The organism is Methylobacterium sp. Leaf89 (assembly GCF_001422215.1).
GTDB lineage: Bacteria > Pseudomonadota > Alphaproteobacteria > Rhizobiales > Beijerinckiaceae > Methylobacterium.
The window spans coordinates 431,986-458,210 of sequence record NZ_LMML01000029.1; the positions used below are offsets into that span (position 1 = coordinate 431,986).

Consider the following 26,225-nt stretch of genomic DNA (forward strand, 5'->3'; position numbering starts at 1 on the left):
TCGGGGTCCTCGCCGCGCGGGCGTGCAGGGTGTTCGGTTACTCGGCGGGGGCGGGGTGGCGACCGGAGAGCTGCGGGCCGCTCGCCGTCTTCGCCTGCTCCTGCTCCACCCAGAGATCGTGGTGGGCGCGCGCCCAGGCCAGGTCGACCTTGCCGCTGCCCATGGCGTCGTAGGCGCCCTTCATGCCGAGCGTGCCGATGTAGATATGGGCGAGGATGCCGGCGATGAAGGCGATGCCGATCAGCGAGTGGATCACCTGCATGACCTGCATGCCGTTGATGTCCAGTAGCGCGAACGGGAACAGCATCATCAGGCCGGTCATGCTCATGGCGGCGCCGAAGCCGGCGACCATCCAGAACACGCCCTTCTGGCCGGCGTTGAAGCGGGCCGCGTGCGGGTGCTTCTTGCCGATGAACCCGCCGCCGGCCTTGATCCAGTCCCAGTCGAGGCGGTTCGGGATGTTGTCCTTGATCCAGACTACGAACATCATCACCACGCCGAACATGAACGGCCAGGCGAGATAGACGTGGCTGTACTTGGCCCACTGCGCCAGGGCGCCGAAGGCCTCGGGGCCGATCAGCGGCATCAGCAGGCGCTTGCCGAAGATGTAGTTCAGGCCGGAGAGCGACAGGATGATGAAGCACACGGCCGTCATCCAGTGGGTGAAGCGCTCGAAGGTGTTGAAGCGCAGGATCTTCCGGCCCGATTCCTGGCTGTGCTCCGTGAGGATGCGCCCGCGCCAGAGAAAGAACGCCCCCAGCGCGCCGATCATGCCGAGAATGAGGGCGGCCCCGATCCACGGGAGGTAGTGCTCGCGGAACGACTGGTACTCGCGACCCTGCGGCTGGATCAGGTTCGCGGCCTTCCGATCGGGGATGCTGATCCGGCCGGTGATCTTGTCCGCGTTCTTGAAGAGAAACTCTTCGTTCACCGAATCCGCCGTGGGCCTGGCGCCCATGGGGTTCTGCCCATCCTGCGTGATCGGATTCTGGGCGCGTGCCGGTTCGAACGCGCCCGGCGCGGCCAGGAGCGTCGTCGCGACGACGAGGGTGCTGAGGAGCGTGACTGCCCGCCGCATCGGCGTTCCTTTCGATGGCATGTCGTCTTGGAGCCGCCGGACGGCCGCCGGCTCCAGGGGCGAGGGGGCGATCAGATCGCCACGGTCTCGCGGTAGGCCGTCTTCCAGCCCCAGGCGCCGGAGCCGTAGCCGCGCTTGATCACGCGCTGCTTGTAGATCTCGGCAATCATCTCGCCGTCGCCGGCGAGCAGGGCCTTGGTCGAGCACATCTCCGCGCAGAGGGGGAGTTTGCCCTCGGCGAGGCGGTTCGAGCCGTATTTCTCGTACTCGGCCACCGACAGGTCCGGCTCCGGGCCGCCCGAGCAGTAGGTGCACTTGTCCATCTTGCCGCGCGAGCCGAAGTTTCCGACGCGCGGATACTGGGGCGCGCCGAAGGGGCAGGCGTAGAAGCAGTAGCCGCAGCCGATGCAGATGTCCTTGGAGTGCAGCACCACCGCGTCGGCCGTGGTGTAGAAGCAGTTCACCGGGCACACGGCCGCGCAGGGCGCGTCCGTGCAGTGCATGCACGCCATCGAGACCGAGCGCTCGCCGGGCTTGCCGTCGTTGAGCGTCACGACGCGACGGCGGTTGATGCCCCAGGGCACCTCGTGCTCGTTTTTGCAGGCGGTGACGCAGGCGTTGCACTCGATGCAACGGTCGGCGTCACAGAGGAACTTCATACGGGCCATGGTCGATGCGCTCCTCTCACGCGGCCTTGATCTGGCATAGGGTACACTTCGTCTCCTGCATGCCCGTCACAGGATCGAAGCCGTAGGTGGTGACCGAGTTGACGCTCTCGCCGAGCACCACCGGGTCGGTGCCCTTCGGGTAGTAGTCGCGCATGTCCTTGCCCTCGTACCAACCCGAGAAGTGGAAGGGCATGAACGCGACGCCCTTGCCGACACGGTCGGTGACGAGCGCCTTGACCTTGGCCTTCGAGCTGTTCTCGGCGCCGGTGACCCAGACCCAGGACCCGTCCTTGATGCCGCGCTCGACGGCGTCGCCGGTGTTGATCTCGACGAACATGTCCTGCTGCAACTCGGCCAGCCACGGGTTCGACCGGGTCTCCTCGCCGCCGCCCTCGTATTCCACGAGGCGGCCCGAGGTGAGGATGATGGGGAAGTCGCGCGCCACGTTGCGCTCGACGGCCGCCTGCTGCACCGAGAAGCCGATGTTCGGCATGCGGAACTGCCGCTCGTCGGGGCGGGTCGGGTACTTCGCCACGAGGTCGGGGCGCGGCGAGTAGACCGGCTCACGGTGCACCGGCACCGGGTCGGGCAGGTTCCAGGCGTTCGCCCGGGCCTTGCCGTTACCGAACGGGATCACGCCGTGATCGAGGCAGACCCGCTGGATGCCGCCCGACAGGTCGGTGGCCCAGCTCACGGTGTCGGCCTTGTCGCCGCCGATCTTGAGGATCGTGGCGAGTTCGTCCGCCGTCAAGTCCTTGTCCCAGCCGAGCTTCTTGAACACCCCGAAGGTGAATTCCGGGTAGCCGTCGGTGAGGTCGGAATCCTTGGTGAAGCTGTCCTCGGCCAGCAGGGTCTGGCCGTTGCGCTCGGTGCCGAACCGGGCCCGGAAGGTGCTGCCGCCGTCCTTCACGTGGAGGGAGGTGTTGTAGAGGATGGCCGAACCCGGATGGCGCAGCTCGGGCTTGCCCCAGCACGGCCAGGGCAGGCCGTAATAGTCGCCGCCCACCTCCGGGTCGTCCTTGGGCGCCCGCAGGGTGATGAGGTCGAACTTGTGCTGGTTGCGCATATGCGCCTTCAGCCGCTCGGGGCTCTGGCCGCAATAGCCGGTCGACCAGCCGCCGCGGTTGATCTCCCGCAGCAGATCCTCGGCCGAAGGGACGTTGTTCTCGACCTTGATGTTCTTGAACAGCGTCTCGGCGAAGCCGAGCTTCTTGGCGAGGAGGTAGAGCACCTCGTAGTCGTTCTTCGACTCGAAGGCCGGCTTCACGATCTGCTCGCCCCACTGGAGCGAGCGGTTCGAGGCCGTGCGCGAGCCCTCCATCTCCAGCGAGGTGCAGATCGGCAGCAGGTAGGTGTTGTCCTGGCGGGCATCGAGGGCCGCGAAGGTGGTCGGATGCGGGTCGGCGACCACCAGGAGCTCGAGCTTGTTCATGCCCTCGATGGCCTCGGGCAGGCGGGTCACGGTGTTGCCGCCGTGGCCGAACACCATGAACGCCTTGATCGGGCTGCGCTGGTCGATCTGCTCCGGCGGCAGGTTCACGGCGTCGAACCAGCGCGTCGAGGTGATGCCGGGCGCTTCCATGTTCTCCTTGCGCGAGCGGGCCTTGCGGCCGGCCGCGGCGGGAACCTCGTCGAAGCGGGACTGCAGCCACTCGTAGGGCACGTCCCAGACGCGGGCCCAGTGGCGCCAGCCGCCCTCGACGAGACCGTAGTAGAGCGGCAGCGAGGTGACATCGAGACCGAGATCGGTGGCGCCCTGCACGTTGGTGTGGCCGCGGAAGATGTTCGCGCCGGTGCCGGGCTTGCCCACGTTGCCGGTGGCGAGACACAGGATGCAGAGGGCGCGCACGTTGGCGGTGCCCACCGTGTGCTGGGTCGCGCCCATACACCAGATCAGGGTCGCGGGCTTCTCCTTGGCGAACTTCTCCGCCACCCGGCGCAGCTGCTCGCCGGGCACGCCGGAGACGCGCTCGACCTCCTCGGGGGTCCACTTGGCGACTTCCTTGCGGACGTCGTCCATGGCGTAGACGCGCTGGCTGATGAACTCCTTGTCCTCCCAGCCATTCTGGAAGACGTGCCAGAGGATGCCCCAGACCACCGGAATGTCGGTGCCGGAGCGGATGCGCACGTACTCGGTGGCGTGGGCCGCCGTGCGGGTGAAGCGCGGATCGATGACGATCATGTTCGCGCGGTTGATCTCCTTGCCCGACAGCACGTGCTGCATGGAGATCGGGTGCGCCTCGGCGGGGTTGCCGCCGAGGATGATCATCGTCTTGGCGTTGCGGATGTCGTTGTAGGAATTGGTCTGGGCGCCGTAGCCCCAGGTGTTGGCGACGCCCGCCACCGTGGTCGAGTGGCAGATGCGTGCCTGGTGATCGACGGAGTTGGTGCCCCAGAAGGCGCCGAACTTGCGCATCAGGTAGGCGGCTTCGTTGGTGAACTTGGCCGAGCCGAGCCAGTAGACCGAGTCCGCGCCGTTCTTCTCGCGGATGGCGCCAAGCTTGTCGCCGATCTCCTCGATGGCCTGTTCCCAGGAGACGCGCTGCCACTGGCCGCCGACGAGCTTCATCGGGTACTTCAGGCGCCGGTCGGACGAGACCAGCTCGCGGATCGCCGCGCCCTTGGCGCAGTGCGTGCCACGGTTGATCGGGCTCGCATAGGACGGCTCCTGGCCGACCCAGACGCCGTTCACCACCTCGGCCGTCACCGTGCAGCCCACCGAGCAGTGGGTGCAGACGTTCTTCTTGATCTGGACGTCGGGGCCGACGGCCGAGGAGCCGGCGGCGCGGGCCTGCCGGACCGATCCGAGCTGGATCGTGCCGGCCGCCGCCAGGGCGCCGGCGGTCAGGCCCGACTTCTTCAGGAAGCCGCGACGGTCGAGCACGCCGGCCGCGAGGCCCGCGGCGACGGCCTGGTGCTTGGTGCGGCTCGCCTCGCCGCTCTTGCGCTTGGTCAGCATCGCAGGCTCACTTCTTTCCGGCGTTCGTGCTGTTCTGAAGGGTCTCGTAGCCATTCGTCCGGTAGAACGCCTTCACCTCGTCCGTGAGGCGGTAGCGCGACCGGGTCTCGTCCGTGCCGGGGTCATAGGCCTGCGCCTCGGTGACCGAGAGCGGCGACGCCATGCCGGCCGCGGCCGCCACCGTGCCGCCGCCGAGCGCGCGGAAGAACTGGCGACGGCCGAGCTGGTCCTTCTGATCCTGTCCCATCGCCCACACACTCCCTCCGGCGCTCTCCGACACGGGGTCGAGCGCCATGATCCAAAGAGACGGATGCCTCAGGCATCCATCGCGAAAGCCGCCGCCTCGATCTCGAGGAAGGCCCGTCCCAGGGCCCCGACCGGGCGATAGAAGCGCGCCGCCTTGGCCCGCTCCAGATCCGTGAAGAAACGTTCGCCCCACGGCGCGATGTGCCGGAGGAAGAACACGCGTGCGGCACCGGGCTCGGCCTCGAATCGTCCGGCCGTGAGCCCGGCCATCACGTCGAAGAGAATCGCGAGATGATCCTCGGGTTCGGTCGTCGCCGGGTCGCGCTCGATGCCCAGTCCCGAGAGATCCTCGCGAACCCGGGCAAGGGGCCGCTCGTTCAGGAACCCCGTCAGGTAGTAGGAGGCGTAGGGCAGAAGCTCTCCCCGCCCGACACCGACGAAGAGCGCGAAATATTCCCGCTCCACAGCATCCGCCGACGTCTCCCGGGCCAGGGCTGCGAGGGAAGCGACCTCGCGGCCCAGGACGCTGTCGCCGCCCGCGAGTCCCGCCAACGCACGAAGAAGATCCGCCGTGGGAGGACGGCCGAGGAGGACCGCGAGAAGGTCGTACTGCTGCGCGCGCAGGTGATCGACCTCGTCCAGGGCCAAGCTCACCGTCGTGGCCTCGTCCATCCGATCCATCACCCCAACGCCGACTTCCCCTGACGGCTCTGAAAACGGCGCACCGGAACGCATACCACTCCTCGACCCTTCCGGCCCCCGCCGCTCCACCTGAGGTGCGGTCTAGTTTGTATTGATAATAAAAAGGGTTTCACCGAACGGCAATCGCGTTTCTTCGGATTAGCTCGGCATCGCGCCGCCATGGCGTCGCAGGGGCGAAACAATCGGGGCCGATTGAAACGTGCGCTCGCCATTCTGCGATGGATGAAGGTCCTCCGCGCCGACGTGCGCGGTCGGCGTGTCCTGGATGGAGACCATCTGCGTTTCCGCGGCGGATTCATCCGCGACCGGGACGGTCGACGGCGCGACCTCGACGTCACCCTCTTGGATACCGACGGGCTCCTGCGGCGGCCTCGGGGCGTGGCCGGTCATGATCCGCTCGACCATTGCCGTGATGTCGTCCGTGGGGAGCATGGGTCCGAGCCCGGGCACCCCACCGGGCGTATTCCAGTCGTAGGCATATTCCCGGGCCTCGCTGACGAAATCACGGATCGCCGGATCGACGGACCACATCCGCCGAAGGGCGGCTTTTCGCAGCGCCGCCGGAATCCCCGCCCTGAGAAACGGAACGAGCTCGGTCTCCGCGGTCAGATCCTCGATCTTCGGCAACCGGGCGATCGCGTCCGCCAGGCTCTCGTCGTCGAGCGCTGGTTCCGAGGAAACCAGAGCTTCGTCAACGCCTTGCGGTTCGGGCGGGACCGCGAGCGCCGACGGTTCCGTGACCGCCTGCGCGCGCTCGTGCTGACGAACCTCCTGCTTGCGTCGCGCCCAGCGTGAGAGAAGGCTCTCGCTCATTCGCCGCGTCCCTTGCCCTGACCGCCCCGCGCCAGCGCTTCCGGATCGGCGCGGTCGCGCTTCCGCTTCTCGAACTTCCGCTCGACATGGAACGCCTCGAAGAACGCGAGCAGGATGCCCTGGCATTCCGTCGGCATCGGGACCGCCTCCACGATCTCGCCGATGCCTTCCGCCATGGCCTCGCCCTCGTAGGGGTCCGCCGTCACGGTCGCGATCTCGTAGGAATCCTCACCGAGCTTGCGCAACGAGACCCAGAGGGAAGGACGTCCGGACACGAGGTTGTCGCGATAATGCGAGGTCTCCGCGGGGTGGAGGAGAACCTCGTAGGATCCGGCGTAGAACGTTGATTCCTCTTCGGTTTCTGCGAGCTGGGTCCAGTTCGCGACGGGAGGCGCCGCCGGGAGTGCCGCGACCGGCAGCCAGGCATGGGTCGCCCAAGGGCCGCGCAGGCGCCGGCGGGCGACGAGGATACCGACCTCGAAATGATTCTGCGGCCTGGCGCGATCCTGCTCAGGGTCGTCCAGCGCTCGTCCGCCCGCATCTTCGTCGAGGATTGTCGGATCGTTCGGCATCAGCAAGGCGCCTGCGCTGTCTTAAGGGGAAGACCCGCGATCAGATTGTGCGGCTTCAGCGTCACGAGGTTCGCGCCCGTCGCCGCCAGCAGGAGGTAGACCGGACGGTCGCCGACCGAGTCTTCGAGGCGCGTCCGGTCGGTGAACGTCAGGCTGAAGAGCGCGATGACGCGTTCCTGGTCGGCGTTCGAGACCGGGTCTCCGCGCCAGAGAGCGTTGCCGATCCGCGTCGCTTCCGCATCCAGGCCGACGAACCAGCGCCAGTCGGAATCCTCGAGCTTGTCGAGAGGGTTGACCCGAACCTCGACGTTCAGGAGGTGCCCGACGAAGGCCTCGATCACCCGGGCGAGCGCCTCGCGGCTGCGCATGCTGGAGCCGAGGTTCAGCGCCATCGAGAATGCATCGGAGCGGCTCCAATAGCTCCAGGCATTGTCCTCGTTCAGGATGTCGAGTTCGTTCGCCGCGTCCTTGCCCAGCATGCTCACCAGCGGCGACAGGGGGGCGCTCCCTTCCCGCGCCTCGATTACCTCGGCGTCGGCCAGGAGAACGGCGTTGTCGAGGCGACTGATCCGTTGAGGCCGGAACAACAGCTCCGCCGCGCGCAGCACGAACGGGTCGTCGCAGCCGTCGAGGGCGTTGCGCAGGATCAGGTGGACCAGCTGGTTCAGGAACAGCGAGGGAATGCCCTGCAGGCCCTCCCGGATCATTCCGAGATAGGCTGCCTCGATCGAGCGCGCCGCCAACAGGCGGTCGCGGAAGGCAAGCAGCACCTCCCAGTTTTCCCGAGCATCCGGATCCGCGATGGCCCTCACGGCCTCCATCGATACGACGCGGCGTGGATGGGCGAGCAGGTCGGCATACAGGGCACGCTCCGCGGCGCAGGCGTCGTCGGGCGGCAATACCTCCGGGCGGGCCAGATAGGCGAGGATCAGTTCGTCGGTGACGGCCAATCCGCCACCCTCGGTGCGCTGCGTTAGGTGGTGGCCGCTGGAGACCCAGAATTCGGTCATGGCAGGGTCTGTCCCGGTACGAGGGCTGGCATCGATCAGTTTCCCGAGGACGCCGAAGCGCGCGCGAGCCCGATGAGATCGGCGCGTTCCTCGGGTTCCTCCTCATCGGTCTCCACGAAGCGAAAGGCGCGGGCATGGGCATGCAGACGGTCGGCTCCCGGCGTTCCGGCATCGCGCTGGTGCAACGTCCGGAAGGCTTCGGTGATCTCGCCGTCCGTCTGGGTCCGGTGCATCGCTACGACGCTCCCGACGGGAACGCCGCAGAGGGAGGCTGCGAAGTCGAGCTCTTCGCGGGCCGCCGCCCGTGCGGTCACCCGGTCCGGTGCACCGAGACGCTCGTGAAGATGTCGAGCCAAATCCTCGACCGCAGCATCGCGCTCGGTTTCGGACGCTTCGGTCACCACCACCAGGGTCGAGAAGCCGAGAGACGTCACTCCGACGAAACCGGACCGGAAGGCGGCGCGCGCTTTCCCCTCCAGGGCGGAAAGATCCTGGTCCCAGAAGAGAAACGACCCCGTCACCGCCCATTCACCCGGCTCGGCCGGATGCGCGAAGACGAAGGTATCAGAGGGGTCGAGCCGCAGTGTGCGCGGCAGCTTGAGCGCCGTCATAAACGGACCGTCCCGGTTTCAGGATCAAGCCATGCCGGTTCGCGCAGCAGCCGCGCCAGAGGCCAGCGCTCGGATTCACCCAGGATGACGTCGCCGGCCCGATCGATATGGACCGGCACGCCCAGCGGTGTCGGCAGGTGCGCAAGGTAGCGGGCGGCGATCCCGTCGAAGCCATCTTCCGCCCAGAGGGAGAACGTCCGGATCAGATTGCGGGCAAAGCTCTCCACCAGCGGAAACCGGATGTCCGCCGGAAAGCCCTCCTCGTCGAGGGCCGTCGAACCAGGAGTGAGCCCCGGATCGCCGGTGGCTCCTTTCGAGAGAAGAAGCATGGCCGAGAAGACGAGCCAGTCCGGCGTCGATTCCTCCGGGCAGTGGGCGGGCCAGCCCAACCGCCCACCCCCGAGCCGGGCGCCGTCGAAGACGAGCACGTCGGGCCAGCCGAAGGTCAGCGGCATCTCCGGTGGACCATGCGCGCCGACAGCGTCGGCCAGGGCCGTCATGGCAGCCAGGAATGCGCGGCGCGCCGAGACCAGCGGCTCTTCCGGCGCCAGAACCACTGCAAGGTCGAGCATGCCCGCGCGTTCGGTAAGCACGAGGGTGCCCGCCGCATCAGCCCCCTGATGCTCGGCCAGCGACCGGGCTTCCGTGAAGGCATCGCAGGCACCTCCCACCAGGCGGCCGGTGAATGCCGGTGGCAGAGCGAGTGCTGTCGATCGGAGATCGAGGTCTGGGGTTGTCGTCACGGAGAAGGCAGGACTCGCGAGGAACCGGTTGCGGGAGAAGCGCTGCCACCGAGATGTCGTCCCGGCGACCGAGGCACAAGGCGCAAGATGCGCGCGGGACGTGTCGTCGCTGCGCTCCGGTGTCGGATCGCAGTTTTGAACCATTTGAGTATATGAGATACGAACGACGACGCGAAGAGGCCATCGCTGTGCCGGCCCGTCGTCTGCTTCAGCTTCCTCAGATCCATCCAGGGTTCGTCCGTGTCCGACCGTATCGTATTCGCCTGCACCTGCGAGAAGACGATGTCGCTCGACGCCGAGGCGATCGGGCGTGGGTGCGGCGGGACGCTCAGGGTGGCCGATCAGCTCTGCGGCCACGAGCTCGACCGATTTCGGGGCGCCGTGCAGGCGGGCGGTGCGGTTACCGTGTCCTGCACCCTGCAGTCGCCCCTCTTCGACGAGGTCGCCTCCGAGCTCGGCGCCGAGGACCGGGTGGTCTACGCCAAAATTCGCGAGACGGCAGGCTGGTCGTCCCAGGGTGACGCGGCTGGCCCGAAGATGGCAGCTTTGCTCGCCGCCAGCGCCGAGCCGGTCCCGGATGCAGCCACCGTCGCGATCGTGAGCCAGGGCATCGCACTTGTCTATGGTCGCGATGCGACCGCCATCGAGATCGGCCGCCGTCTCGCGGAGCACCTCGACGTGACGGTGCTTCTAAGTCGGCCGGAAACGGTCGAGCCGCCTAAGCGCAATGACTTTCCGATCGTGCAGGGGACGATCGCCGGCGCCAAGGGACGGCTCGGGGCCTTCGAGCTGCGCATCGACGACTATGCCCTGCCGGCTCCGTCGTCCCGATCGCATCTCCTGTTCGGAGCGAGCCGCAACGGCGCCACTTCGACCTGCGACATCGTCCTCGACGTCACCGGCGGCACCGCCCTGTTTCCGGCGCACGAGGTCCGGCTCGGCTATCTCCGCGCAGATCCGAGAGATCCGGCGGCGGTCGAGCGCCTGATCACGGAGGCGTCACACCTTGTCGGCACCTTCGACAAGACGCGCTTCGTGGATTTCCACGCCGAGCTTTGCGCTCATTCACGCTCCCGCATCACCGGTTGTACCCGCTGTCTCGAGGTTTGCCCGACGGGGGCGATCGCGCCAGCGGGCGATACGGTGGCGATCGATCCCTATATCTGCGCCGGGTGCGGAAACTGCGCCTCGGTCTGCCCGACCGGGGCTGCCGCCTATGCGCTGCCGCCGGCCGATGCGCTGATGCGCCGGCTGCGGACCCTGATGGTCGCCTACCAGGCCGCTGGCGGTCGTGACGGCGTGATACTGTTTCACGATGGCGACCACGGCGAACCCCTGATCGACGCCCTCGCCCGTCATGGAGACGGCCTGCCGGCCCACGTGCTGCCCGTGCGGGTGAACGAGATCACGCAACTGGGCCCGGAGGCCTTCGCGGCACTCTTTGCGTACGGCGCCGCCGGGGTCCGCATTCTCGCCCGCGACCGACCCAAGCATGACCTCGACAGTCTGCGCCGGGCGGTGACCCTCGGCGACACCCTGGCGCGCGGGCTCGGTTTTGGCAGCGGAACCTCAGAGCCGGTCGTCTCCCTGATCGAAACCGACGACCCGGATGTTCTGGGCGCCACCCTGGCAGGACAGCGGGTCGGAAAAGCGGCCGGCGTTCCCTCTCGTTTCATGCCGATCGGCGGCAAGCGAGAAGTTCTACGCTTTGCCTTCAACGAGATGCATGCGGCAGCCCCCGAGCCGGTGGCGCGCATCGCGCTGGCCGGGGGGGCTCCATTCGGCGGCCTGGAGTTCCGCACCGAGGATTGCACGCTCTGCCTGGCCTGCGTCGGCGCCTGCCCGACCGATGCACTGTCGGACAGTGCCGACCGGCCGTTCCTCGCTTTCGAGGAGAGCCTCTGCGTGCAGTGCGGTCTCTGCGCCAATACCTGCCCGGAGAGTGTCATCACCCTGAAGCCGGGCGTCGATTTCGAGGCCTGGGCCGCGCCAAGGCGGGTGGTGAAGGAGGAGGAGCCCTTCGCGTGCATCGCCTGCGCCAAGCCCTTCGGCACGCGCAGCACCATCGCGCGCGTAGTGGAGAAGCTGCGCGACCGGCACTGGATGTTCCGGGGCGAAGCCGGCGAAGCGCGCGTGCAGGCCCTCATGATGTGCGAGGATTGTCGTGTCGAGGTCGCGGTGAATCAGGGCTTCGATCCCCATGCCGGCCCCGAGCGCGACCGCCCGCGCACCACGGAGGATTATCTCCGCGAGCGCGCCGCCCGCGGCGAGGCGATCTAGCCGGATCGGCCGCTGCCATGGGCGACTGGACGTGGCGGAGCATGGAGGAACGGGATCTCGTACAGGTCGTCGCCCTGGCCGACCGGCTGTTCCCGGACCATCCGGAGGATGCGGCGCATTTCGGCGAACGGCTCGTGTTGGGATCCCGCCTGTGTCTGGCTCTGAGCGACGCGCATGCAGGCGTCGCGGGGTATGCGGTTGCGTATCCCTGGCCGCTTGGACGAGTTCCGCCCTTGAACCGATCACTCGCGCCCGTGCCGTCGGCGGAGGGCGCTGCCTACCTGCATGACCTCGGCATCGACCCGGCGCTCGCCGGTGCAGGGCAGGCCAGAGCGGGTCTGGCGCTCCTGATCGGCCGGATGCGGGATGCCGGGCTGCACGACCTGGCCTTGGTGGCGGTCAACGGGACCGTGCGGTTCTGGGAGCGCCACGGCTTTCGAAGCTGCGCGCCGGGCGACGCGACGGCGAGGACGCTCGCCAGCTACGGCGGCGAGGCCCGTTACATGATCCGGACACTGTGAGCCGAATTCAGCGCGTCGCCGTCGCGCTCTCCAAGAACTTCACGAGTGCATCCCGGTCTTCCGCCCGGTTGATCGTCTGCTCCGGCATCCGCGTCCCCGGTGTGTAGCGGGTCGGGCCGACCTCGAAGAGCCGAGCGATGGTGCGCGCGTCCCAGACGATGTCCATGCCCCTCAGGGCGTCGGAATAGCGGTAGCCCGGCGCGGTGGCGATGCGCCGGCCGATGATGCCGGCGAGCGTGGGGCCGGCGCGGGGGCCGTCCTCCGGGGTGAGGGCGTGACACGCGACGCAGGCCTGGAACACCTCGGCGCCCCGGTCCCCGTGATACGCGGCCAGGGCATCTGACGGACGCGGCATCGCCAGGGGACCGATCGGCTCGCCGCTCAGGGCATCCCAGCGCCGGATCATTCGGTCGCTGCCGCCCGTGAGGAGTTCGCGTCCGTCCGGGCGCCACGCGATGGACCACACTGGCAGGCCCGGCCCGACGAGGCGGTGCAGGATCGTACCCGATTCCCGGTCGATCACCGCGACCGCGCCGCCGGCGGTGGCGGCGGCGATCTGGCGGCCATCGGGGGAGGGCGCGAGCGCGATGACCGGGTTCGGCCCGACATCGACCGAGGCGCGGACCGATCCGTCCGGGTGCAACAGGCGTACGACCGCGTCCCCGCCCGCGACTGCGATTTCGCCGTCCGGCGTCACTGCCAGCGCGTTCAGGATGGTGGGCAGCGTGACCACGATGGGCACGCCCGCGGGGTCGTCGGCCCGCGGCCAGATCCGCACGGTGGCGTCGTAGCCGGCGGTGACCGGCCGCCGATCCGGCAGGAAGCCGACAGCGTTCACGTTGCCCTGGTGCCCCGCGAGCACGCGGGCCGGGCCGCCGGCGATCGGGCGGATCCGGGCGGTTCCGTCCCAGGCGGCCGAGGCCAGCAGCGATCCGTCAGGCGAGACCGCCAGCGCCGCCACCGGCCCCGCATGTTCGGTGAAGACCCGCTCCGGCTCGGGTTGGCCGGCGCGCCAGAGCGCGATACGGCCGTCTTCCGAGGCCGTGACGAAGCCGCCCTCGGACAAGGCGGCGACCGCGTTTACGGCCCCGTCATGAAAGCGCAGGACGGTGAGCGCGCTGCCGCTGTCGATCGCCCACAGGATCGCGGCCTGATCGAAGCCGCCCGAGATCGCGAGAGCACCCCCCGGCGCGACCGCCAGGGCCCGAACCGGGCCGCCGTGGCCGCGCAACTGCGCGGCGGCGGGTGAGCCTGAGACAAGGGACGCGAGGAAGCAGAGTGCGAGTGCCCGCCGGGACGGGACACGATCGACCAAGGCTTTGCCGAATACCTGCACTGAATCCCCCGCGAGGAAACGCCGGGATACCGGCCCGGCGCGCGAATTTAGACGATCCGCCAGAGAGATGTCGCTGCATGGAGCCGGGACCCGGTGACGCGGGAGACCCGGGGGGCGCTTGATCATCGCTCGGCGATGGCGCATCGCTCGACGCATGATCGCATCCGACCGCAGCGCCCTCGAACCGGAGGCCGGCTCGCCCGCAGCGGCACCCGGTCCGCGCCGGACCGCATCCTCGGCCCTCATGCCACTGACGCAGGCCGTTCGTCTCTTGACGGAGCACCTTGTCCCGGTCGCACCGGAGGCGGTGCCGCTCGCCGAGGGCCTCGGCGGGACCGGCGCCGTCGACTGCCATGCGCCGCGGGCCATTCCGGAATTTGCGACGGCCCTGCGGGACGGTTGGGCCGTGCGCGGCGCGGACGTCGTCGGCGCCTCGCCCTTCGCGCCGATTCTCGTCGTGCGCCGCCCGCCCTGGGTCGAGGCCGGCGCGCGGTTGCCGGAGGATGCGGACACGATCCTGCCCCCCGAAGCCATCGAGGGATCGTCCATCGTGGCCGATGTCCCGATGGGGGAGGGCGTGCGTACGGCCGGTGCCGAAGCCTCGCCCGGCACCCTGCTCCTCGCCACCGGTCAGCGGGTGACGGCCCTGCACCGGCTGGCCCTACAGGCGGCCGGCTTCGCGAGTCTCGCCCTACGCCGTCCCCGCCTGACCCTGATCGTCGCGGGAGCGCCCGAAGCCGATACGCTCTCCCCCCTCCTGGCGCATTGGATCACCGCGGCGGGCGCGTTGGTGCTCAGCATCGTGGCCGCCAACACACCGGACGCGATCGCGGATGTGCTCAGAATACAGGACGGCGACGCCATTCTGACGATCGGCGGGACGGGCTTCGGACACAGCGACCACGCCTCCGCCGGACTGGCCCTGGCTGGAACGGTGCGGGCGCATGGCATCGCCCTCCAGCCGGGGGACACCGCGGGCTTCGGCGAGGTTGGAGGACGGCCCGTCATTCTGCTGCCGGGGCGGCCCGACGCGGCGCTCGGCGCCTTCGTCGCCCTCGCGCGCCCGCTGATCGCGAGCCTGTCCGGAGCTCGGGCTCCGGCGGGAAGCGGCGCACCGCTTCTGGGCAAGATCGCCTCCACCATCGGCATGAGCGAGATCGTCTTCGCCCGCCGGATGCCTGACGGCCTTCTGCCGCTGGGCGGCAGCGACCTTGCGCTGGCCAGCTTGATCCACGCCGATGCGGCGATCCTCGTCGGACCGGAATCGGAAGGATATCCGGCCGGCCGCGTCGTCCCGGGGCTCGCGCTGTGAGCGACGCCGTGCCCGCCGACACCGCCGCGGAAGACGCCTTCCTGGACCGGCTGGCGCAGGCCGCGCGCCAGGAGCAATTCCTCACGGTGGTCAGCCGGGAAGAGGCCCTCGCGCGCTTCCGCTCGGCGGTGCCGCACGCAGCCCTCGCGGCCGAGACCGTGTCCCTCGTCGACACACTCGGGCGCGTCCTGGCCCACGACGTCGCCTCGCCCATCGACGTGCCGCCCTTCGATCGCGCCCTCGTGGACGGATTCGCCCTGCGCGCTGCGGATACCGAGGGCGCGGACGAGGCGCGGCCGCGGCGCCTGATCCTGAACCGCGAGATCCTCGCCTGTGGGGTCGCGCCGGTCATGGCCGTGGCCCCCGGCACCGCGACGCCGATCGCCACCGGCGGAGTCGTCCCGCGCGGCGCCGATGCGGTCGTGATGGTCGAACAGACCGAGTTCCGCCCCGACAGCCTCGCGATCGACCTCGTCCGTCCGGCCCGGCCGGGCCAGTTCATCGGCTATGCCGGGGCCGACATGGCCTCGGGCGAGACGGTCCTGCGCAAGGGCATGCCGATCACCGCACGCGAGATCGGCATGCTGGCCGCCTGCGGCCTCGCCGCCATCGACGTCGTCCGCCGGCCCCGGGTCGCGATTCTCTCGACCGGCGACGAACTGGTGGCGCCGGGCCAGGCGATGAAGCCCGGGGCGATCTACGATTCCAACGGGCCGATCGTGGCCGCGACCGTCAGCGAGAACGGCGGCACCGTTTGGCCACTCGGTATCGTTCGCGACGACGAGGCCGCCCTGGACGCGGCCCTCCGCACCGCCATCGCCGACAGCGACATCGTCGTCCTGTCGGGGGGGACCTCGAAGGGGGCCGGCGACGTCTCGCACCGCATCCTTCAGCGCCTCGGCGAACCCGGCATCCTCGTGCACGGGGTCGCCCTGAAACCCGGGAAGCCCCTCTGCCTCGCGGTCGCGGGACAGACGCCCGTGGTCGTCCTGCCGGGCTTTCCGACGTCGGCGATGTTCACGTTCCACGACGTCGTGGTGCCGCTGGTGCGGGCGATGGCCGGCCTGGCGCCGCGGGAGGACACCTTTGTCACGGCGATCCTGCCTCAGCGCGTGCCCTCCGAGCGCGGGCGCACGGAATTCGTGATGACCGCCCTGGCCGAGACGGAGGGCGGCCTGCGCGCCCTGCCGCTGCCCAAGGGATCCGGCTCGGTGACGGCCTTCTCGCAGGCCGACGGCTTCTTCGCAGTTCCCGCTGCCCGGGCCGGCCTGGAGGCCGGGGAAACCGTGTCGGTCACCCGGCTCGGTGCCGGCGTCCGGCCGCCGGATCTGACTATCATCGGCAGTCACTGCGTCGGACTCGACCGGGTGATCGGGCGACTCTCGGAGCACGGACTTCGTGCACGGCCCATCTGGGTCGGCTCAGCCGGGGGGCTCGCCGCCCTGGGCCGGGGGGAGTGCGACCTCGCCGCGATGCATCTCCTCGACACCGAGACGGGCATCTACAACCGGCCGTTCCTCGGGCCCGGACTGGAGTTGGCCGAAGGCTGGGGACGCCTGCAGGGCGTTGTCTTCAAGCCCGGCCATCCCCTGTTCGAGGGCTGCTTGCCGGACGAGGCTGTCGCCGCGGCCTTGGCCGAACCCGAGATCGTGATGGTCAACCGGAATACCGGCTCGGGCACCCGCGCCCTGGTCGACGGCCTCCTGAAGGGCGCCCGTCCGCCCGGGTTCTGGAACCAGCCGCGCTCGCACAACGCCGTGGCGGCGGCAGTGGCCCAGGGGCGGGCCGATTGGGGCGTCGCCATCGCCACCGTGGCACGGGCCTACGGCCTCGGTTTCCTTCCGCTCGCCGATGAGCGCTACGATTTCGCCTACCGCGCCGAGCACCGCGAACGGCCGGCACTCGCCGCCTTCCTCGCCTGCCTGCGCGATCCCGAGACCCGCGCCCTCCTCAGCGAAGCCGGGTTCTCGCCCGCGGAGGCGCCGTGAATCCCGCCCGGGTCATCGGCCTCGCGGGCTGGAGCGGCGCGGGCAAGACCACGCTCCTGTCCCGGCTGATCCCGCTGCTGGCGGCGCGCGGCGTGAAGGTCGCGACGATCAAGCACGCGCACCACGCCTTCGACGTCGATCATCCCGGCAAGGATTCCTACGTCCATCGCGAGGCAGGGGCGTCCGAGGTCATCGTGTCGTCGTCGCGGCGCTGGGTCCAGATCCACGAGATCGGCGCCGAGCGGGAAGCGCGGCTTGGCGAGCTCCTGCGCCGGCTCTCGCCCTGCGATCTCGTCATCGTCGAGGGCTTCAAGCGCGACGTGCATGCCAAGCTCGAGGTCCACCGCGCCGCCAACGGCAAGCCGCCGATCTACCCCAACGATCCCCGGATCGTAGCGGTCGCGAGCGACCAGCCCTTCACGGATGCTCCGGTGCCAATCGTCGATCTCGACGCCATCGCGCGAATCGCCGACCTCGTCCTCGCCCTGTCGGAACCGCTGGAGACGGCGCTGGCGCACCTGGAGGGACCATGGCCCAGCTGACCGACGACTGCTTCGCGTTCGGCAGTGCCCTGATGCGCATCGAGGACGCCGTGGCGCTGATCGGCGAGCGCCTGCCGATCCTGGCCGGGACCGAGTGGCTGCCGCTCGGGCTGGCCGATGGACGCGTGGCGGCCGAGCCCGTCCTGGCGCTCCATGACGTGCCTCCATTCCCGAATTCCGCCGTCGACGGCTACGCGATCCGCCACGGTGACCTCAGCCTGGAGGGCGAGACGCGGCTCCCGGTCCGCGGTCGGCTCCCCGCGGGGACGGCCGCGGAGGGAATCTCGGGCGTTGGCGGCGCGATCCGGATCTTCACCGGGGCTCCGATGCCGCCCGGGGCCGACACGGTGTTCATGCAGGAGGACGTGCGCCGCGAGGGCGACGTCGTCGTACTGCCCCCCGGGCTGAAACGCGGCGCCAACGCTCGAGACGCCGGTGAGGACATCGCCCGCGGGGCCTGCGCGATCCCGGCTGGGCGGCGTCTGCGGCCACAGGATCTCGCCCTCGCGGCCGCTTCCGGCCATGACCGGATCGCCGTGCGCACGCGCCTGCGGGTCGCCCTGTTCTCCACCGGCGACGAACTTACAGAGCCGGGCGCGCCGCTTCCCTCCGGCGCGATCCACGATTCGAACCGCGTGATGCTCGCGACCCTGCTCGCCCGCCTCGGAGCCGAGGTCGCGGATCTCGGCATCCTGCGCGATGAACCCGATGCCCTCGCGGCGCGCCTGCGGCAAGCGGCCCGGGATCATGACCTGATCCTGACCTCGGGCGGTGTCTCCACCGGTGAGGAGGACCACGTGAAGGCCGCCGTCGAGGCGGTCGGCGCGCTGATGTTCTGGCGCCTTGCGATCAAGCCCGGCCGTCCGGTCGCGATGGGCGTTGTCGACGGTACGCCGTTCGTCGGGCTGCCGGGCAATCCCGGTGCCGTCTACGTCACGCTCCTGTTCGTGGTGCGCCCACTCCTCGCGCGCCTGGGCGGCGCAAACGACGTTGCACCCCTCGGCCAGCCCATCCGGGCCGCCTTCGCCTATCGCAAGAAGGCGGGCCGGCGCGAATTCGTCCGCGTCAGCGTCGCCCTCGGGCCCGATGCCGTCCTGGAGGCCGTGAAGTACCCCCGCGAAGGTGCCGGTGTGCTCTCGTCGCTGACGGAGAGCGACGGCCTCGTCGAACTCGACGAAACGGTGACGGCCGTGGCCGCGGGCGACATCCTCACCTTCTATCCGCACGCCGTGCTCTGGTAGCCGAGGGTGACGGACGCCGCTCGTCCGGCGGCCTCCGTCAATTGCGTTAACAACGCCTCGTCGACGGTGGTGCGGGCGGCCAGGAAGTAGGTTTCCCAGCCCAGGGACTGGAAAGCGAGGCCGAAGCGCTCGGCGATCGCGGGTGTCCCCATGCCGACATCCGCGGTGCCGGTGGCGATGAGCGCGGCGACGGCCTGATGGGTGAATTCCTCGGTCTGCGACCCCCGGATCGCGCGGCTCTCCAACCCGGCCTCGGCGCAGAGACGTTCGAACCAGATGCGCGTCCCGGCACCCCGCTGGCGGTTCACGAAGCGCAGGTCCAGGCGGGCGATGTCGCGGACGCCGGTGACCCCGTGCGGGTTGCCGGGCGGAAGCATCAGGCCTTGCTGACGCCGGAACAACGGTCGAACGTGAAGGTCCGGATCGCGGAACACGGCACCGAAGGGATCCGGGGCCGGACCTTCGGAGCCGTAGTGGAAGCCCGCCGCATCCGCGCTCCCGGTACGAAGATGCGACAGAGCGTCGAGGCTTCCGGCGATCGCGAGCTCGACGTCCGCCCGGGCTTCGACGACACCCAGAAGCAGCGGATCGTGGCTCGCCGCGAGCCTCAGGGGGGGCAATTGACGGGCCTCCAGCCTGCGCAAGGCATCCGTCATCCGGTCCGCCTCGGCGGCGAGAAGGGGGCCGAGCCGATCGTACATCCCTGACAGCGTCGCGTGGAGCGTACGGCCATACGGTGTGAGCACCGTGCCGTGCCCCTTGGTCTTGATCGCCACCGGTTGTCCGAGGGCAGCTTCGAGGTCCGAGACCCGGCTCCAGGCCGAACGATAGGAAACTCCGAGTCTTCGCGCGGCGACGAGCAGCGAGGTGGAGGTGGAAAGCGCGTGCAGCAGGGCGAAGGTCGGCCGCAGCGCGAGACCGTTCCAATCGCCATCGGCTTGCAGCGTGAGAGGCGTCGATACGCGCATCGGCAAAGTCTTTCCTATTGATCTTTCCCGCTCCCCCGTATCATCCCGCGAGGCCCCGTGCAGCCCGGTGACGATGCTTCAGACCTTTCAGGAGACGATCTCGCGTCTGGCGACCCTCGACCGCGATGTCCTCGTGATCGCGTGGCTTTCCCTGCGTGTCAGCCTCACCGCCGTGGGCATCGGGCTCGGCATCGGGATCCCGGTGGGGGCCCTTCTGGCGGTCGCCATGTTTCCGGGGCGATCGGTCCTGGTCGGGCTGCTGAACGCCTTCATGGGGCTCCCCCCGGTGATCGTCGGGTTGGTGCTCTACCTCGTGCTGTCGCGCTCCGGCCCGCTGGGGTCGCTCGGTCTCCTGTTTACCCCGGGCGCGATGGTGGCTGCCCAGGCCGTACTGGCGACGCCCCTTGTCGCGGCGCTCACTCGGCAGGTGGTCGCCGATGCTGAGGCGCATCTCGGTGAGCAACTGCGTTCGCTCGGACTGTCGGCCCCGCGCCGGGCGCTCGCGCTGATCCACGATACGCGCTTCTCCCTCGTGACGACGGCCCTGGCCGCCTTCGGGCGCGCGATCTCGGAGATCGGCGCCGTCCTCGTGGTCGGGGGCAACATCGATGGTCACACCCGCACGATGACCACGGCGATCTCTCTGGAGACCCAAAAGGGCGACCTCAGTCTGGCCCTCGCGCTCGGGCTGGTGCTGATCGGGCTCGTCATCCTGATCAACGCGTTGGCGGCGACCCTGCGCGCCCACGCCGCGCGCGCCTACGGCTGAGCCGATGCCCGCGATCGAACTCAGCGACCTCGCGCTCGCCCGGAACGGCACTACTATCCTGGATGGCCTAAGCGCCGGGATTTCCGCCGCCGGCATCACGGCGCTGATCGGGCCGAACGGCGCCGGCAAGAGCGCCACGCTGCGCGTCATCGACGGCCTGCTCGCACCCGATGCCGGGTCGGTGCGGATCGTCGGCGCCGGCCCTGTGCGGCGCGCCTTCGTCTTCCAGCGCCCGGCTCTCCTGCGGGCCAGCGCGCTCGCCAATGTCGCCCTCGCGCTGACGCCCCTCGGCCTGTCGCGGATCGAGCGGACACGGCGCGCCCACGCTGCCCTTGCGCGCGTCGGCCTCGGCGACCGGGCTTCGGCGCCGGCGACCCGCCTCTCCGGCGGCGAGCAGCAGCGCCTCGCCCTCGCGCGGGCCTGGGCGGTCGAACCCGATCTCCTCCTCGCCGACGAGCCGACAGCCAATCTCGATCCGGGCGCCACCGAACTCGTCGAGGGCCTGATCGCCGAGATCGCCCGGCAGGGCACGAAGGTGGTGCTCGTCTCCCACAATCTCGGACAGGTCACGCGGCTCGCCGCCGACGTCGTCGTGCTCGCCCGAGGGCGGGCCGTCGAGCAGGGTCCGACCCGCACGCTTCTCACCTCGCCCCGGGCCCCCGAAACGCGGGCCTACATCACCGGAGAACTTCCTTGGACATCCTTCGCCGCGGCCTCCTGACCTTCGGCCTCCTGTTCGCGCTCGGTGCCGCATCCGGTGTCCGAGCCGAACCGGCTTCTATCGTCGTTGCCTCCACCACGTCCACCGAGCAATCGGGCCTGTTCAAGCACCTGCTGCCGCTCTTCGAGGCGAAGTCCGGCATCGCCGTGAAGGTCGTGGCCCTCGGCACCGGACAGGCCCTCGACGCGGCCCGCCGGGGCGATGCCGACGTGGTTCTGGTGCACGATCGCCCGGCCGAGGAGAAGTTCCTGGCCGAGGGCTTCGCCACGAAGCGCTGGGACGTGATGTACAACGACTTCGTCCTGATCGGACCGAAATCCGACCCGGCCGGTGTCCGTGGGGGCGACGCGGTCGCGGCTTTCGGCAAGCTCGCGGTGGCCAAGGCTCCGTTCGTCTCGCGCGGCGACCGGTCCGGCACCCACAGTGCCGAGTTGCGGACCTGGAAGGAAGCCGGCGTCGATCTCGCGGACATCAAGGGCGACTGGTACCGCGACATCGGCCAGGGCATGGGACCGGCCCTCAATACCGCTTCGGCCCTGAACGCTTACCTCTTGGCCGACCGCGGGACCTGGCTCGCGTTCAAGAATCGCGGCGATCTCACCATTCTCGTCGAGGGCGACAAGCGCCTGTTCAATCCCTATGGGGTGATGCTGGTAAACCCGGCCAAGCATCCGAACGTGAAGGCGAAGGAGGGCCAAGCCTTCATCGACTGGCTGATCTCACAAGAGGGGCAGGCGGCGATCGCGAGCTACAAGATCGAGGGCAAGGAGCTGTTCTTCCCCAACGCGAGCAAGTAGGGCCGAAGCTTTCGTACGGGAAAGCCGGATCATCGGGGAAAGCGTCGGGTCGAGCTGCCCTCCGGGCGGGGCAATCGTTCATGGATCTTTGCTTCAAGACGGGTGACGTCGGCTCCCGCAAGCCTGCCGGCTGCGGCGATGCGCGACGAGAATGCGTCGCGCAGGGTGCGCGCCCTGACACCGATCGGGATGCGATGCGGGCATGCGGACGTCGCCACGTCGAGTGCCTTGCCGCCATCTCGCTCCAGGGCCTATCGGTGAATCATGACCGAGTTCATCGAGCACACCGACGGCGAGGAGATCCTGGAAGACGGTCACGGGGTCCGCTTCATCCTGCCGGCATGGCGGTTCGACCTCCCTGTCACCCGAGGGGCGTGCAGGGACGAGTTGTCTGATGGCCGAAGGGTGCGAACCTTCAGCATCCAGAAGGGCGACCTTTCCGCGAATGAGGCGCGTCATTACGCGGGCCGGCTGCGGGACGCGCCGGCCAGGGCGATGGCGGTCTTCGACGCAAGTCGACGCGATGTTCATCCACCCGGAAAAACAATGCGGGCCAGTTTCACGATCAACGTTCTCCCAGGCCTGCTGATGACGCACGATTGGTGCATCATCAGCCAATACAACGCACGCCCGAGCCCGGGCGAGCGCTGGCGAAATCCGCCCTTCTCGATCGGGGTCAGGCCGCAGGCCCCTCACGCTCGGGAGGAAGTCCTCTACGTCGATCTCGCCACCTTCCCCACGGCCGGATCTCAGGAACAAGGCCGCCACGTCGATCTGGGACCGGAGGCCGTCGTCCCGTTGCAGCGGGATCGCTCCTATGCGGTCGCCATTGACTTCGCGGACGGGGCCGGCGGCGAGGGCCTGCTGAAAGTGAGAGTCGATGACAAGCTCATCGTCGATTACGCCGGCCCGACGGGCTACGCCAACTTCGCCGGGTGCTTCTTCGCCTACGGCCTCTATCGCTCGCCGTGGTGCCCCGGGTGTGAGGGCCTGAGCGCGCGCTTCGTGAACGTCGTGGAAGGCGTCGCTGAGTAGTCGCTGGACCCGCCGCTCGTACGAACGACGAGTCCTCCGGGCCGCACCTCGTCACACCTGCGGTCCGAACGGTGCCGCAGGACGGTTTCCCGGATCGATCTGCCGGGCAATCCTGCGATTGCCCGGCGCTCTCATCTAATCAGTGCCGATCGCGACGGACGACGGCAGCGCCGTGATCGGCCCTGGCACGATCTCGGTTCACGGCACTCCGACCGACAGCCGCAGCGTGATTGTCTCTGCGCAGACCTGCCCCGTCCTGATTGACGGCCGCCTGATCCCGCGCGATGGCGGCTCGGTCTCCGCGCCGTTCGTCTCGGCGCAAGACTGCGCCATCATGGTATTCCCTGGCCCGGTCCGTCCCGACGGACCTGCGATCATCGGCGCTCGATTGCTCAGCGCGGTTCAGATCGCGGCGCTCCGCAGCCGCTCGCCCGTTGTCGCGGCGCTGAATCGCTGCGTCAGACTGCGCAAGGGCCGGCAGCACCGCTGAGGCTGAGAGAAAAAGTGATAAGGTGGCGAGGGTGAATTTGGATTGGGTCATGTGCTGAACCTCGTCCGATTTCTGAGCCCCTCGGGCCCGGTTGAATGGGCAGAGCATCTGCGTCGTGAGCTGTCGGTTCGATGAACGCCGTTGCCCTCTCGCGGAAACGGCATTCACGAATTGCCGATCGGATCGACGGGCGTTGTGCTCTCAGCGGATGTTTCCCGATTGCCGGCGCCGGGCGACGTACCAGACTGCCAGCGCGACGACCGCGATGGCGAGGCTCAGCCAGATCCAGTTGAAATCCGTCGCCGCCGCGTTGGCGGCGGCGGAATTCGAGCCGGCGGGTCCCGTCTCCGGGATCGGTGGGGCCGGATTGGTCTGCTGGGCAAGCGCACTTCCGAGCGTTGCCGTCCACAGGAAGGCACTCGTGGTGAGAGTTCGGGTCATCGTCATCGTGGTCTCCACGGCTACTTGTCGGCCTGGCGGGCCGCTCCGTACTGGAAGGCCGGCGCCGCGTTGAGCTGTGCCTTGGTCATGCGGATCTCGGCCTCGACGGGCACACCGCCGGCCAGCACCGTGGCGCGATCGGCGGGCGCCTTCCGGTTTTCGTCGACCGTGCCGGTGGTCGCCGTGACCTGATCGGTGTGCTTGTTCTGGACGGCGCCCAGGACCTCGCGCGTCGTGTCGGCCCCCGGCATGGTCTCGGGCTGCACGCGGGCTGCGGCCTCGGTGCTGGGCTTCGTCTCGGGCGTGACCACCGAGGTCGGCCCACGCGTGAGGGGAACGTCCTTCATGTTCCACGCGAGCGAGTCGTAGGGAATTGCCACCAGCTTCTCGCCGATTCCGAGGAAGCCGCCGACGCCGATCACCACCGCCTCGACCTTCCCGGCGTCGCCGATGAGAACGTCCTCGATCGATCCGACCCGCACATGGTCCATGCCCACCACCGGAAGGCCGATCATCTTGGATCCCCGCATCGCCCCCGGCTGCGGCTGGGCAAACCCGGCGCCGGTTCCGTCCGAGGCCGGTTGTGCATGGACCGGCCCCCCGGACGCCAGCGGCAGAGCGAGAACGGACAGGGCGAGGAGCAGGGTACTCCGGCGGCGGACAGACATCGCAAACTCCACGAAAACAACTGGCTTCGCAGAACGCGAACGACCGGTGGACAACGCGCGGTTCACGTCCTGAGTTCAGGGCGATCCGCGCGCCACCCCTCCGGCGATTTGACTCTCCGCGCCGGGCAGGGCTGATCTCTGCCGGCTTCGCCATGCTGTTCACACACCTCTCCGACGACCTGTTCAAGCCGCTCGCCTCGCCGAGCCGGGCCTTCAATGCGGCGCTCCTGCTGCACCTGCACGGTCGGGTCTTCGGGGACACCGCCGAACCCCTGCGCAAGAGCGAACTTCTGACGGCGATCGGTGACTTCGCCGCCGATTTCGTGGACCGGGAGATCGACGACGACGCCTCCGGCACGGTGGAACCGAGCGAGCGCCGCTCGGTCGTCTATCGCCGCCTTCTCGATGCCGGCTGGCTGGTGGAGCGGCGGGAGCGCTATGTTCCAGTGGTCGAGTTCGACCCCGAGGCCCGGATGGTCATCGAGGAACTGGCGCGGCTCGACAGGGGCGAGCGGCGCTCCTACGGCGGTGCCGTCCTCGACGTGCTGGGCAGTCTGGAAAGCGCGATCGCCAACCCAGCCGAGCGATCCGAGGCCCTGGTCAACGCGGCCAAGTCGGCCCGTACCTTCCTCAGTCATCTGCGCAGCCTGGCTGGATCGATGCGCAAGAGCGAGGAGCGCATCCTGCGCGAGGCGGATCAGGGCGTCGCCCTGCGCCTCTACTTCGAGGAGTTCGTCGCGCGGCACCTCGTCAGCGACTACCGGACGCTGCACACCCGCTTCAATCCTTTCCGCTTCCGGTCGGGAATCGTGCGCGAGGCCGGCCGTGCCCTGCGCGATCCCCTCACCCTGCGCGCCCTGACCGATGCGGGTCTCCGGGAGGGGCGGGCGCCCGACCGGGAGACGGCCGAGCGCGCCGTCCGCGGCGATCTGGCCGAGATCCTGGCGATCTTCGAGGGTCTCGATCGCCACCTCGACGTGGTCGCCGACATCGTCGCCCGGCTCGAGCGCCGGATCGCCGCCACGCTGCGCTACCTGGACCATCGGGATTCCGACCGGATCGAGCGCACGGCCGCGGCCCTGCGCGCGGTGGCTGGTGGCGATGACGACCTCGCCAGCCTGCCCGATCCCCAGGTCTCGCTGTTCCGTACCCCGATCGGCGAGCCGCATTGTTACGCACCGCGCCTGCGCCGGGCGGCGATCGAATCCGAGCCGTTGCCCGAGATCGAGATCGATCCCGTTATCGAAGCCTTCATCGCCGCCAAGGACGCGTTCCGGGAGCGCGTCGCGGTCACGCCCGAGCGGATCGTGGCCTTCATCGAGGCACGGCTCGGGCCGGAGCGCACCATCCGGGGCTCCCAGATCCGGATCGCCGACGTCGACGATTTCGTCGTGTTCCAGCGCCTGCGGGAGATCGACGTCCTGTTCGACGGGAGCCTGCGCGGCCGCTATCGGCTTTCGCGGATGGAGGGTCGGGTGTCGAATGGCTGGCTCGATTGCCCGGACTTCCTGCTGGAGCGGGCGCCGGCGCTGCGCCGCTAGATCCGGGGCCGTCCGAGTCCGGTCGCGGCTATGCTGCCTTCACGGCCGAATTCTCTGCGCGACGGCGTTCGTCGCGAACGGTTGAATTGATGATCCCGGTTTAATCCCGGGCCTTGGCAAAATACTGTGACGGGTTCATGCTCCGCTGGATTTCATTCGCGCGATGCGACACG

At 69.1% G+C, this 26,225-nt stretch carries 26 protein-coding genes; 12 read left to right on the top strand and 14 right to left on the bottom strand.

The window, feature by feature from the left end; genetic code table 11:
- Window positions 1-37 precede the first annotated feature (37 nt).
- The 10 genes from ASF18_RS17430 to ASF18_RS17475 all read right to left on the bottom strand — a co-directional run bounded on the left by ASF18_RS17430 (window position 38) and on the right by ASF18_RS17475 (window position 9,402).
- Complete coding sequence (locus tag ASF18_RS17430; RefSeq protein ID WP_056273121.1) at window positions 38-1,078, bottom strand: formate dehydrogenase subunit gamma; 1,041 nt, start codon at window positions 1,076-1,078, stop codon at window positions 38-40.
- A gap of 71 nt (window positions 1,079-1,149) precedes the next feature.
- The gene (fdh3B, locus tag ASF18_RS17435; protein ID WP_055955987.1) at window positions 1,150-1,746 is read right to left on the bottom strand and encodes a formate dehydrogenase FDH3 subunit beta; all 597 of its coding nucleotides are present in this window, start codon (window positions 1,744-1,746) and stop codon (window positions 1,150-1,152) included.
- Between the two features lie 16 nt (window positions 1,747-1,762).
- On the bottom strand, window positions 1,763-4,705 hold the full coding sequence (locus tag ASF18_RS17440) for a formate dehydrogenase subunit alpha (RefSeq protein ID WP_056353427.1): 2,943 nt from the start codon (window positions 4,703-4,705) through the stop codon (window positions 1,763-1,765).
- Between the two features lie 7 nt (window positions 4,706-4,712).
- Window positions 4,713-4,952 carry a formate dehydrogenase gene (locus ASF18_RS17445; RefSeq protein WP_056219196.1) on the bottom strand — a complete coding sequence of 80 codons (240 nt, stop codon included), beginning with the start codon at window positions 4,950-4,952 and terminating at the stop codon, window positions 4,713-4,715.
- Between the two features lie 68 nt (window positions 4,953-5,020).
- Window positions 5,021-5,623: a molecular chaperone TorD family protein gene (locus ASF18_RS17450; RefSeq protein WP_244472741.1), complete on the bottom strand. Its 603-nt coding sequence runs from the start codon at window positions 5,621-5,623 to the stop codon at window positions 5,021-5,023.
- Window positions 5,624-5,791: 168 nt separating this feature from the next.
- A complete protein-coding gene (locus tag ASF18_RS17455) occupies window positions 5,792-6,466 on the bottom strand; it encodes a DUF3306 domain-containing protein (protein ID WP_056353433.1) in 675 nt (224 codons plus the stop codon).
- Window positions 6,463-7,038 (bottom strand): DUF3305 domain-containing protein, encoded by a 576-nt coding sequence (locus ASF18_RS17460; protein ID WP_082487784.1) that lies wholly within the window; start codon window positions 7,036-7,038, stop codon window positions 6,463-6,465. The genes ASF18_RS17455 and ASF18_RS17460 overlap by 4 nt, the downstream gene beginning before the upstream one ends.
- Window positions 7,038-8,048 (bottom strand): DUF6352 family protein, encoded by a 1,011-nt coding sequence (locus ASF18_RS17465; RefSeq protein WP_056353437.1) that lies wholly within the window; start codon window positions 8,046-8,048, stop codon window positions 7,038-7,040. The genes ASF18_RS17460 and ASF18_RS17465 overlap by 1 nt, the downstream gene beginning before the upstream one ends.
- A 35-nt stretch (window positions 8,049-8,083) precedes the next feature.
- Complete coding sequence (locus ASF18_RS17470) at window positions 8,084-8,659, bottom strand: DUF6505 family protein (protein WP_056353441.1); 576 nt, start codon at window positions 8,657-8,659, stop codon at window positions 8,084-8,086.
- Entirely contained in the window at window positions 8,656-9,402 is a 747-nt protein-coding gene (locus ASF18_RS17475; protein ID WP_056353445.1) for a biotin/lipoate--protein ligase family protein, read from the bottom strand. Before ASF18_RS17475 ends, ASF18_RS17470 begins: the two co-directional genes overlap by 4 nt.
- A gap of 282 nt (window positions 9,403-9,684) precedes the next feature.
- Here ASF18_RS17475 and ASF18_RS17480 point away from each other — a divergent pair, with 282 nt between their 5' ends.
- Window positions 9,685-11,682, top strand: coding sequence for a 4Fe-4S binding protein (locus ASF18_RS17480; protein WP_056353447.1), 1,998 nt, complete (start codon window positions 9,685-9,687; stop codon window positions 11,680-11,682).
- 17 nt (window positions 11,683-11,699) lie between these two features.
- Complete coding sequence (locus ASF18_RS17485) at window positions 11,700-12,203, top strand: GNAT family N-acetyltransferase (protein ID WP_082487678.1); 504 nt, start codon at window positions 11,700-11,702, stop codon at window positions 12,201-12,203.
- Between the two features lie 7 nt (window positions 12,204-12,210).
- On the opposite strand, the gene ASF18_RS17490 is transcribed toward ASF18_RS17485, so the two are convergent.
- Window positions 12,211-13,518 (bottom strand): c-type cytochrome, encoded by a 1,308-nt coding sequence (locus tag ASF18_RS17490; protein WP_056354518.1) that lies wholly within the window; start codon window positions 13,516-13,518, stop codon window positions 12,211-12,213.
- A gap of 175 nt (window positions 13,519-13,693) precedes the next feature.
- Here ASF18_RS17490 and ASF18_RS17495 point away from each other — a divergent pair, with 175 nt between their 5' ends.
- Genes ASF18_RS17495 through glp form a run of 4 tightly spaced genes read left to right on the top strand, consistent with a single transcriptional unit; the run spans window position 13,694 to window position 18,622 of the window.
- Window positions 13,694-14,851 carry a molybdopterin-binding protein gene (locus tag ASF18_RS17495; protein ID WP_082487682.1) on the top strand — a complete coding sequence of 386 codons (1,158 nt, stop codon included), beginning with the start codon at window positions 13,694-13,696 and terminating at the stop codon, window positions 14,849-14,851.
- Window positions 14,852-14,859: 8 nt separating this feature from the next.
- Window positions 14,860-16,839 carry a molybdopterin biosynthesis protein gene (locus tag ASF18_RS17500; RefSeq protein ID WP_056354524.1) on the top strand — a complete coding sequence of 660 codons (1,980 nt, stop codon included), beginning with the start codon at window positions 14,860-14,862 and terminating at the stop codon, window positions 16,837-16,839.
- A complete protein-coding gene (mobB, locus tag ASF18_RS17505; RefSeq protein WP_056353450.1) occupies window positions 16,836-17,381 on the top strand; it encodes a molybdopterin-guanine dinucleotide biosynthesis protein B in 546 nt (181 codons plus the stop codon). The genes ASF18_RS17500 and mobB overlap by 4 nt, the downstream gene beginning before the upstream one ends.
- Complete coding sequence (glp, locus tag ASF18_RS17510; protein WP_056353455.1) at window positions 17,369-18,622, top strand: gephyrin-like molybdotransferase Glp; 1,254 nt, start codon at window positions 17,369-17,371, stop codon at window positions 18,620-18,622. Before mobB ends, glp begins: the two co-directional genes overlap by 13 nt.
- Here the strand turns inward: glp and ASF18_RS17515 are convergent.
- A complete protein-coding gene (locus ASF18_RS17515; RefSeq protein WP_056353458.1) occupies window positions 18,598-19,590 on the bottom strand; it encodes a substrate-binding domain-containing protein in 993 nt (330 codons plus the stop codon). The genes glp and ASF18_RS17515 overlap by 25 nt on opposite strands.
- 73 nt (window positions 19,591-19,663) lie before the next feature.
- On the opposite strand from ASF18_RS17515, the gene ASF18_RS17520 reads away from it, so the two are divergent.
- From ASF18_RS17520 to ASF18_RS17540, 5 genes are all read left to right on the top strand, one after another.
- Window positions 19,664-20,359 carry an ABC transporter permease gene (locus tag ASF18_RS17520; protein ID WP_056353461.1) on the top strand — a complete coding sequence of 232 codons (696 nt, stop codon included), beginning with the start codon at window positions 19,664-19,666 and terminating at the stop codon, window positions 20,357-20,359.
- A 4-nt stretch (window positions 20,360-20,363) separates the two neighbouring features.
- Window positions 20,364-21,080: a phosphate ABC transporter ATP-binding protein gene (locus ASF18_RS17525; protein WP_056273084.1), complete on the top strand. Its 717-nt coding sequence runs from the start codon at window positions 20,364-20,366 to the stop codon at window positions 21,078-21,080.
- Entirely contained in the window at window positions 21,053-21,877 is an 825-nt protein-coding gene (locus tag ASF18_RS17530; RefSeq protein ID WP_056353467.1) for an extracellular solute-binding protein, read from the top strand. The genes ASF18_RS17525 and ASF18_RS17530 overlap by 28 nt, the downstream gene beginning before the upstream one ends.
- 264 nt (window positions 21,878-22,141) lie before the next feature.
- Window positions 22,142-22,912 (top strand): heparin lyase I family protein, encoded by a 771-nt coding sequence (locus ASF18_RS17535; RefSeq protein WP_056353470.1) that lies wholly within the window; start codon window positions 22,142-22,144, stop codon window positions 22,910-22,912.
- A 142-nt stretch (window positions 22,913-23,054) separates the two neighbouring features.
- Window positions 23,055-23,402 (top strand): hypothetical protein, encoded by a 348-nt coding sequence (locus ASF18_RS17540; protein WP_056353473.1) that lies wholly within the window; start codon window positions 23,055-23,057, stop codon window positions 23,400-23,402.
- Between the two features lie 201 nt (window positions 23,403-23,603).
- Here ASF18_RS17540 and ASF18_RS17545 read toward each other — a convergent pair whose 3' ends face one another.
- Complete coding sequence (locus ASF18_RS17545) at window positions 23,604-23,849, bottom strand: hypothetical protein (protein ID WP_244472742.1); 246 nt, start codon at window positions 23,847-23,849, stop codon at window positions 23,604-23,606.
- A 14-nt stretch (window positions 23,850-23,863) separates the two neighbouring features.
- Entirely contained in the window at window positions 23,864-24,511 is a 648-nt protein-coding gene (locus ASF18_RS17550) for a PRC-barrel domain-containing protein (protein WP_056353476.1), read from the bottom strand.
- A gap of 152 nt (window positions 24,512-24,663) precedes the next feature.
- Here ASF18_RS17550 and ASF18_RS17555 point away from each other — a divergent pair, with 152 nt between their 5' ends.
- The gene (locus ASF18_RS17555) at window positions 24,664-26,052 is read left to right on the top strand and encodes a Wadjet anti-phage system protein JetA family protein (RefSeq protein WP_056353479.1); all 1,389 of its coding nucleotides are present in this window, start codon (window positions 24,664-24,666) and stop codon (window positions 26,050-26,052) included.
- The last annotated feature ends 173 nt before the right edge of the window (window positions 26,053-26,225 follow it).

Coding starts and splice junctions, on each gene's coding strand:
- ASF18_RS17430 (WP_056273121.1), bottom strand. CDS start 1,078: ATGCGGCGGGCAGTCACGCTCCTCAGCACCCTCGTCGTCGCGACGACG.
- ASF18_RS17480 (WP_056353447.1), top strand. CDS start 9,685: ATGTCGCTCGACGCCGAGGCGATCGGGCGTGGGTGCGGCGGGACGCTC.
- ASF18_RS17450 (WP_244472741.1), bottom strand. CDS start 5,623: ATGGACGAGGCCACGACGGTGAGCTTGGCCCTGGACGAGGTCGATCAC.
- fdh3B (WP_055955987.1), bottom strand. CDS start 1,746: ATGGCCCGTATGAAGTTCCTCTGTGACGCCGACCGTTGCATCGAGTGC.
- ASF18_RS17535 (WP_056353470.1), top strand. CDS start 22,142: ATGACCGAGTTCATCGAGCACACCGACGGCGAGGAGATCCTGGAAGAC.
- ASF18_RS17520 (WP_056353461.1), top strand. CDS start 19,664: ATGCTTCAGACCTTTCAGGAGACGATCTCGCGTCTGGCGACCCTCGAC.
- ASF18_RS17445 (WP_056219196.1), bottom strand. CDS start 4,952: ATGGGACAGGATCAGAAGGACCAGCTCGGCCGTCGCCAGTTCTTCCGC.
- ASF18_RS17455 (WP_056353433.1), bottom strand. CDS start 6,466: ATGAGCGAGAGCCTTCTCTCACGCTGGGCGCGACGCAAGCAGGAGGTT.
- ASF18_RS17465 (WP_056353437.1), bottom strand. CDS start 8,048: ATGACCGAATTCTGGGTCTCCAGCGGCCACCACCTAACGCAGCGCACC.
- ASF18_RS17550 (WP_056353476.1), bottom strand. CDS start 24,511: ATGTCTGTCCGCCGCCGGAGTACCCTGCTCCTCGCCCTGTCCGTTCTC.
- ASF18_RS17515 (WP_056353458.1), bottom strand. CDS start 19,590: ATGCGCGTATCGACGCCTCTCACGCTGCAAGCCGATGGCGATTGGAAC.
- ASF18_RS17555 (WP_056353479.1), top strand. CDS start 24,664: ATGCTGTTCACACACCTCTCCGACGACCTGTTCAAGCCGCTCGCCTCG.
- ASF18_RS17525 (WP_056273084.1), top strand. CDS start 20,364: ATGCCCGCGATCGAACTCAGCGACCTCGCGCTCGCCCGGAACGGCACT.
- ASF18_RS17470 (WP_056353441.1), bottom strand. CDS start 8,659: ATGACGGCGCTCAAGCTGCCGCGCACACTGCGGCTCGACCCCTCTGAT.
- ASF18_RS17460 (WP_082487784.1), bottom strand. CDS start 7,038: ATGCCGAACGATCCGACAATCCTCGACGAAGATGCGGGCGGACGAGCG.
- ASF18_RS17485 (WP_082487678.1), top strand. CDS start 11,700: ATGGGCGACTGGACGTGGCGGAGCATGGAGGAACGGGATCTCGTACAG.
- glp (WP_056353455.1), top strand. CDS start 17,369: ATGGCCCAGCTGACCGACGACTGCTTCGCGTTCGGCAGTGCCCTGATG.
- ASF18_RS17440 (WP_056353427.1), bottom strand. CDS start 4,705: ATGCTGACCAAGCGCAAGAGCGGCGAGGCGAGCCGCACCAAGCACCAG.
- ASF18_RS17545 (WP_244472742.1), bottom strand. CDS start 23,849: ATGACGATGACCCGAACTCTCACCACGAGTGCCTTCCTGTGGACGGCA.
- ASF18_RS17495 (WP_082487682.1), top strand. CDS start 13,694: ATGATCGCATCCGACCGCAGCGCCCTCGAACCGGAGGCCGGCTCGCCC.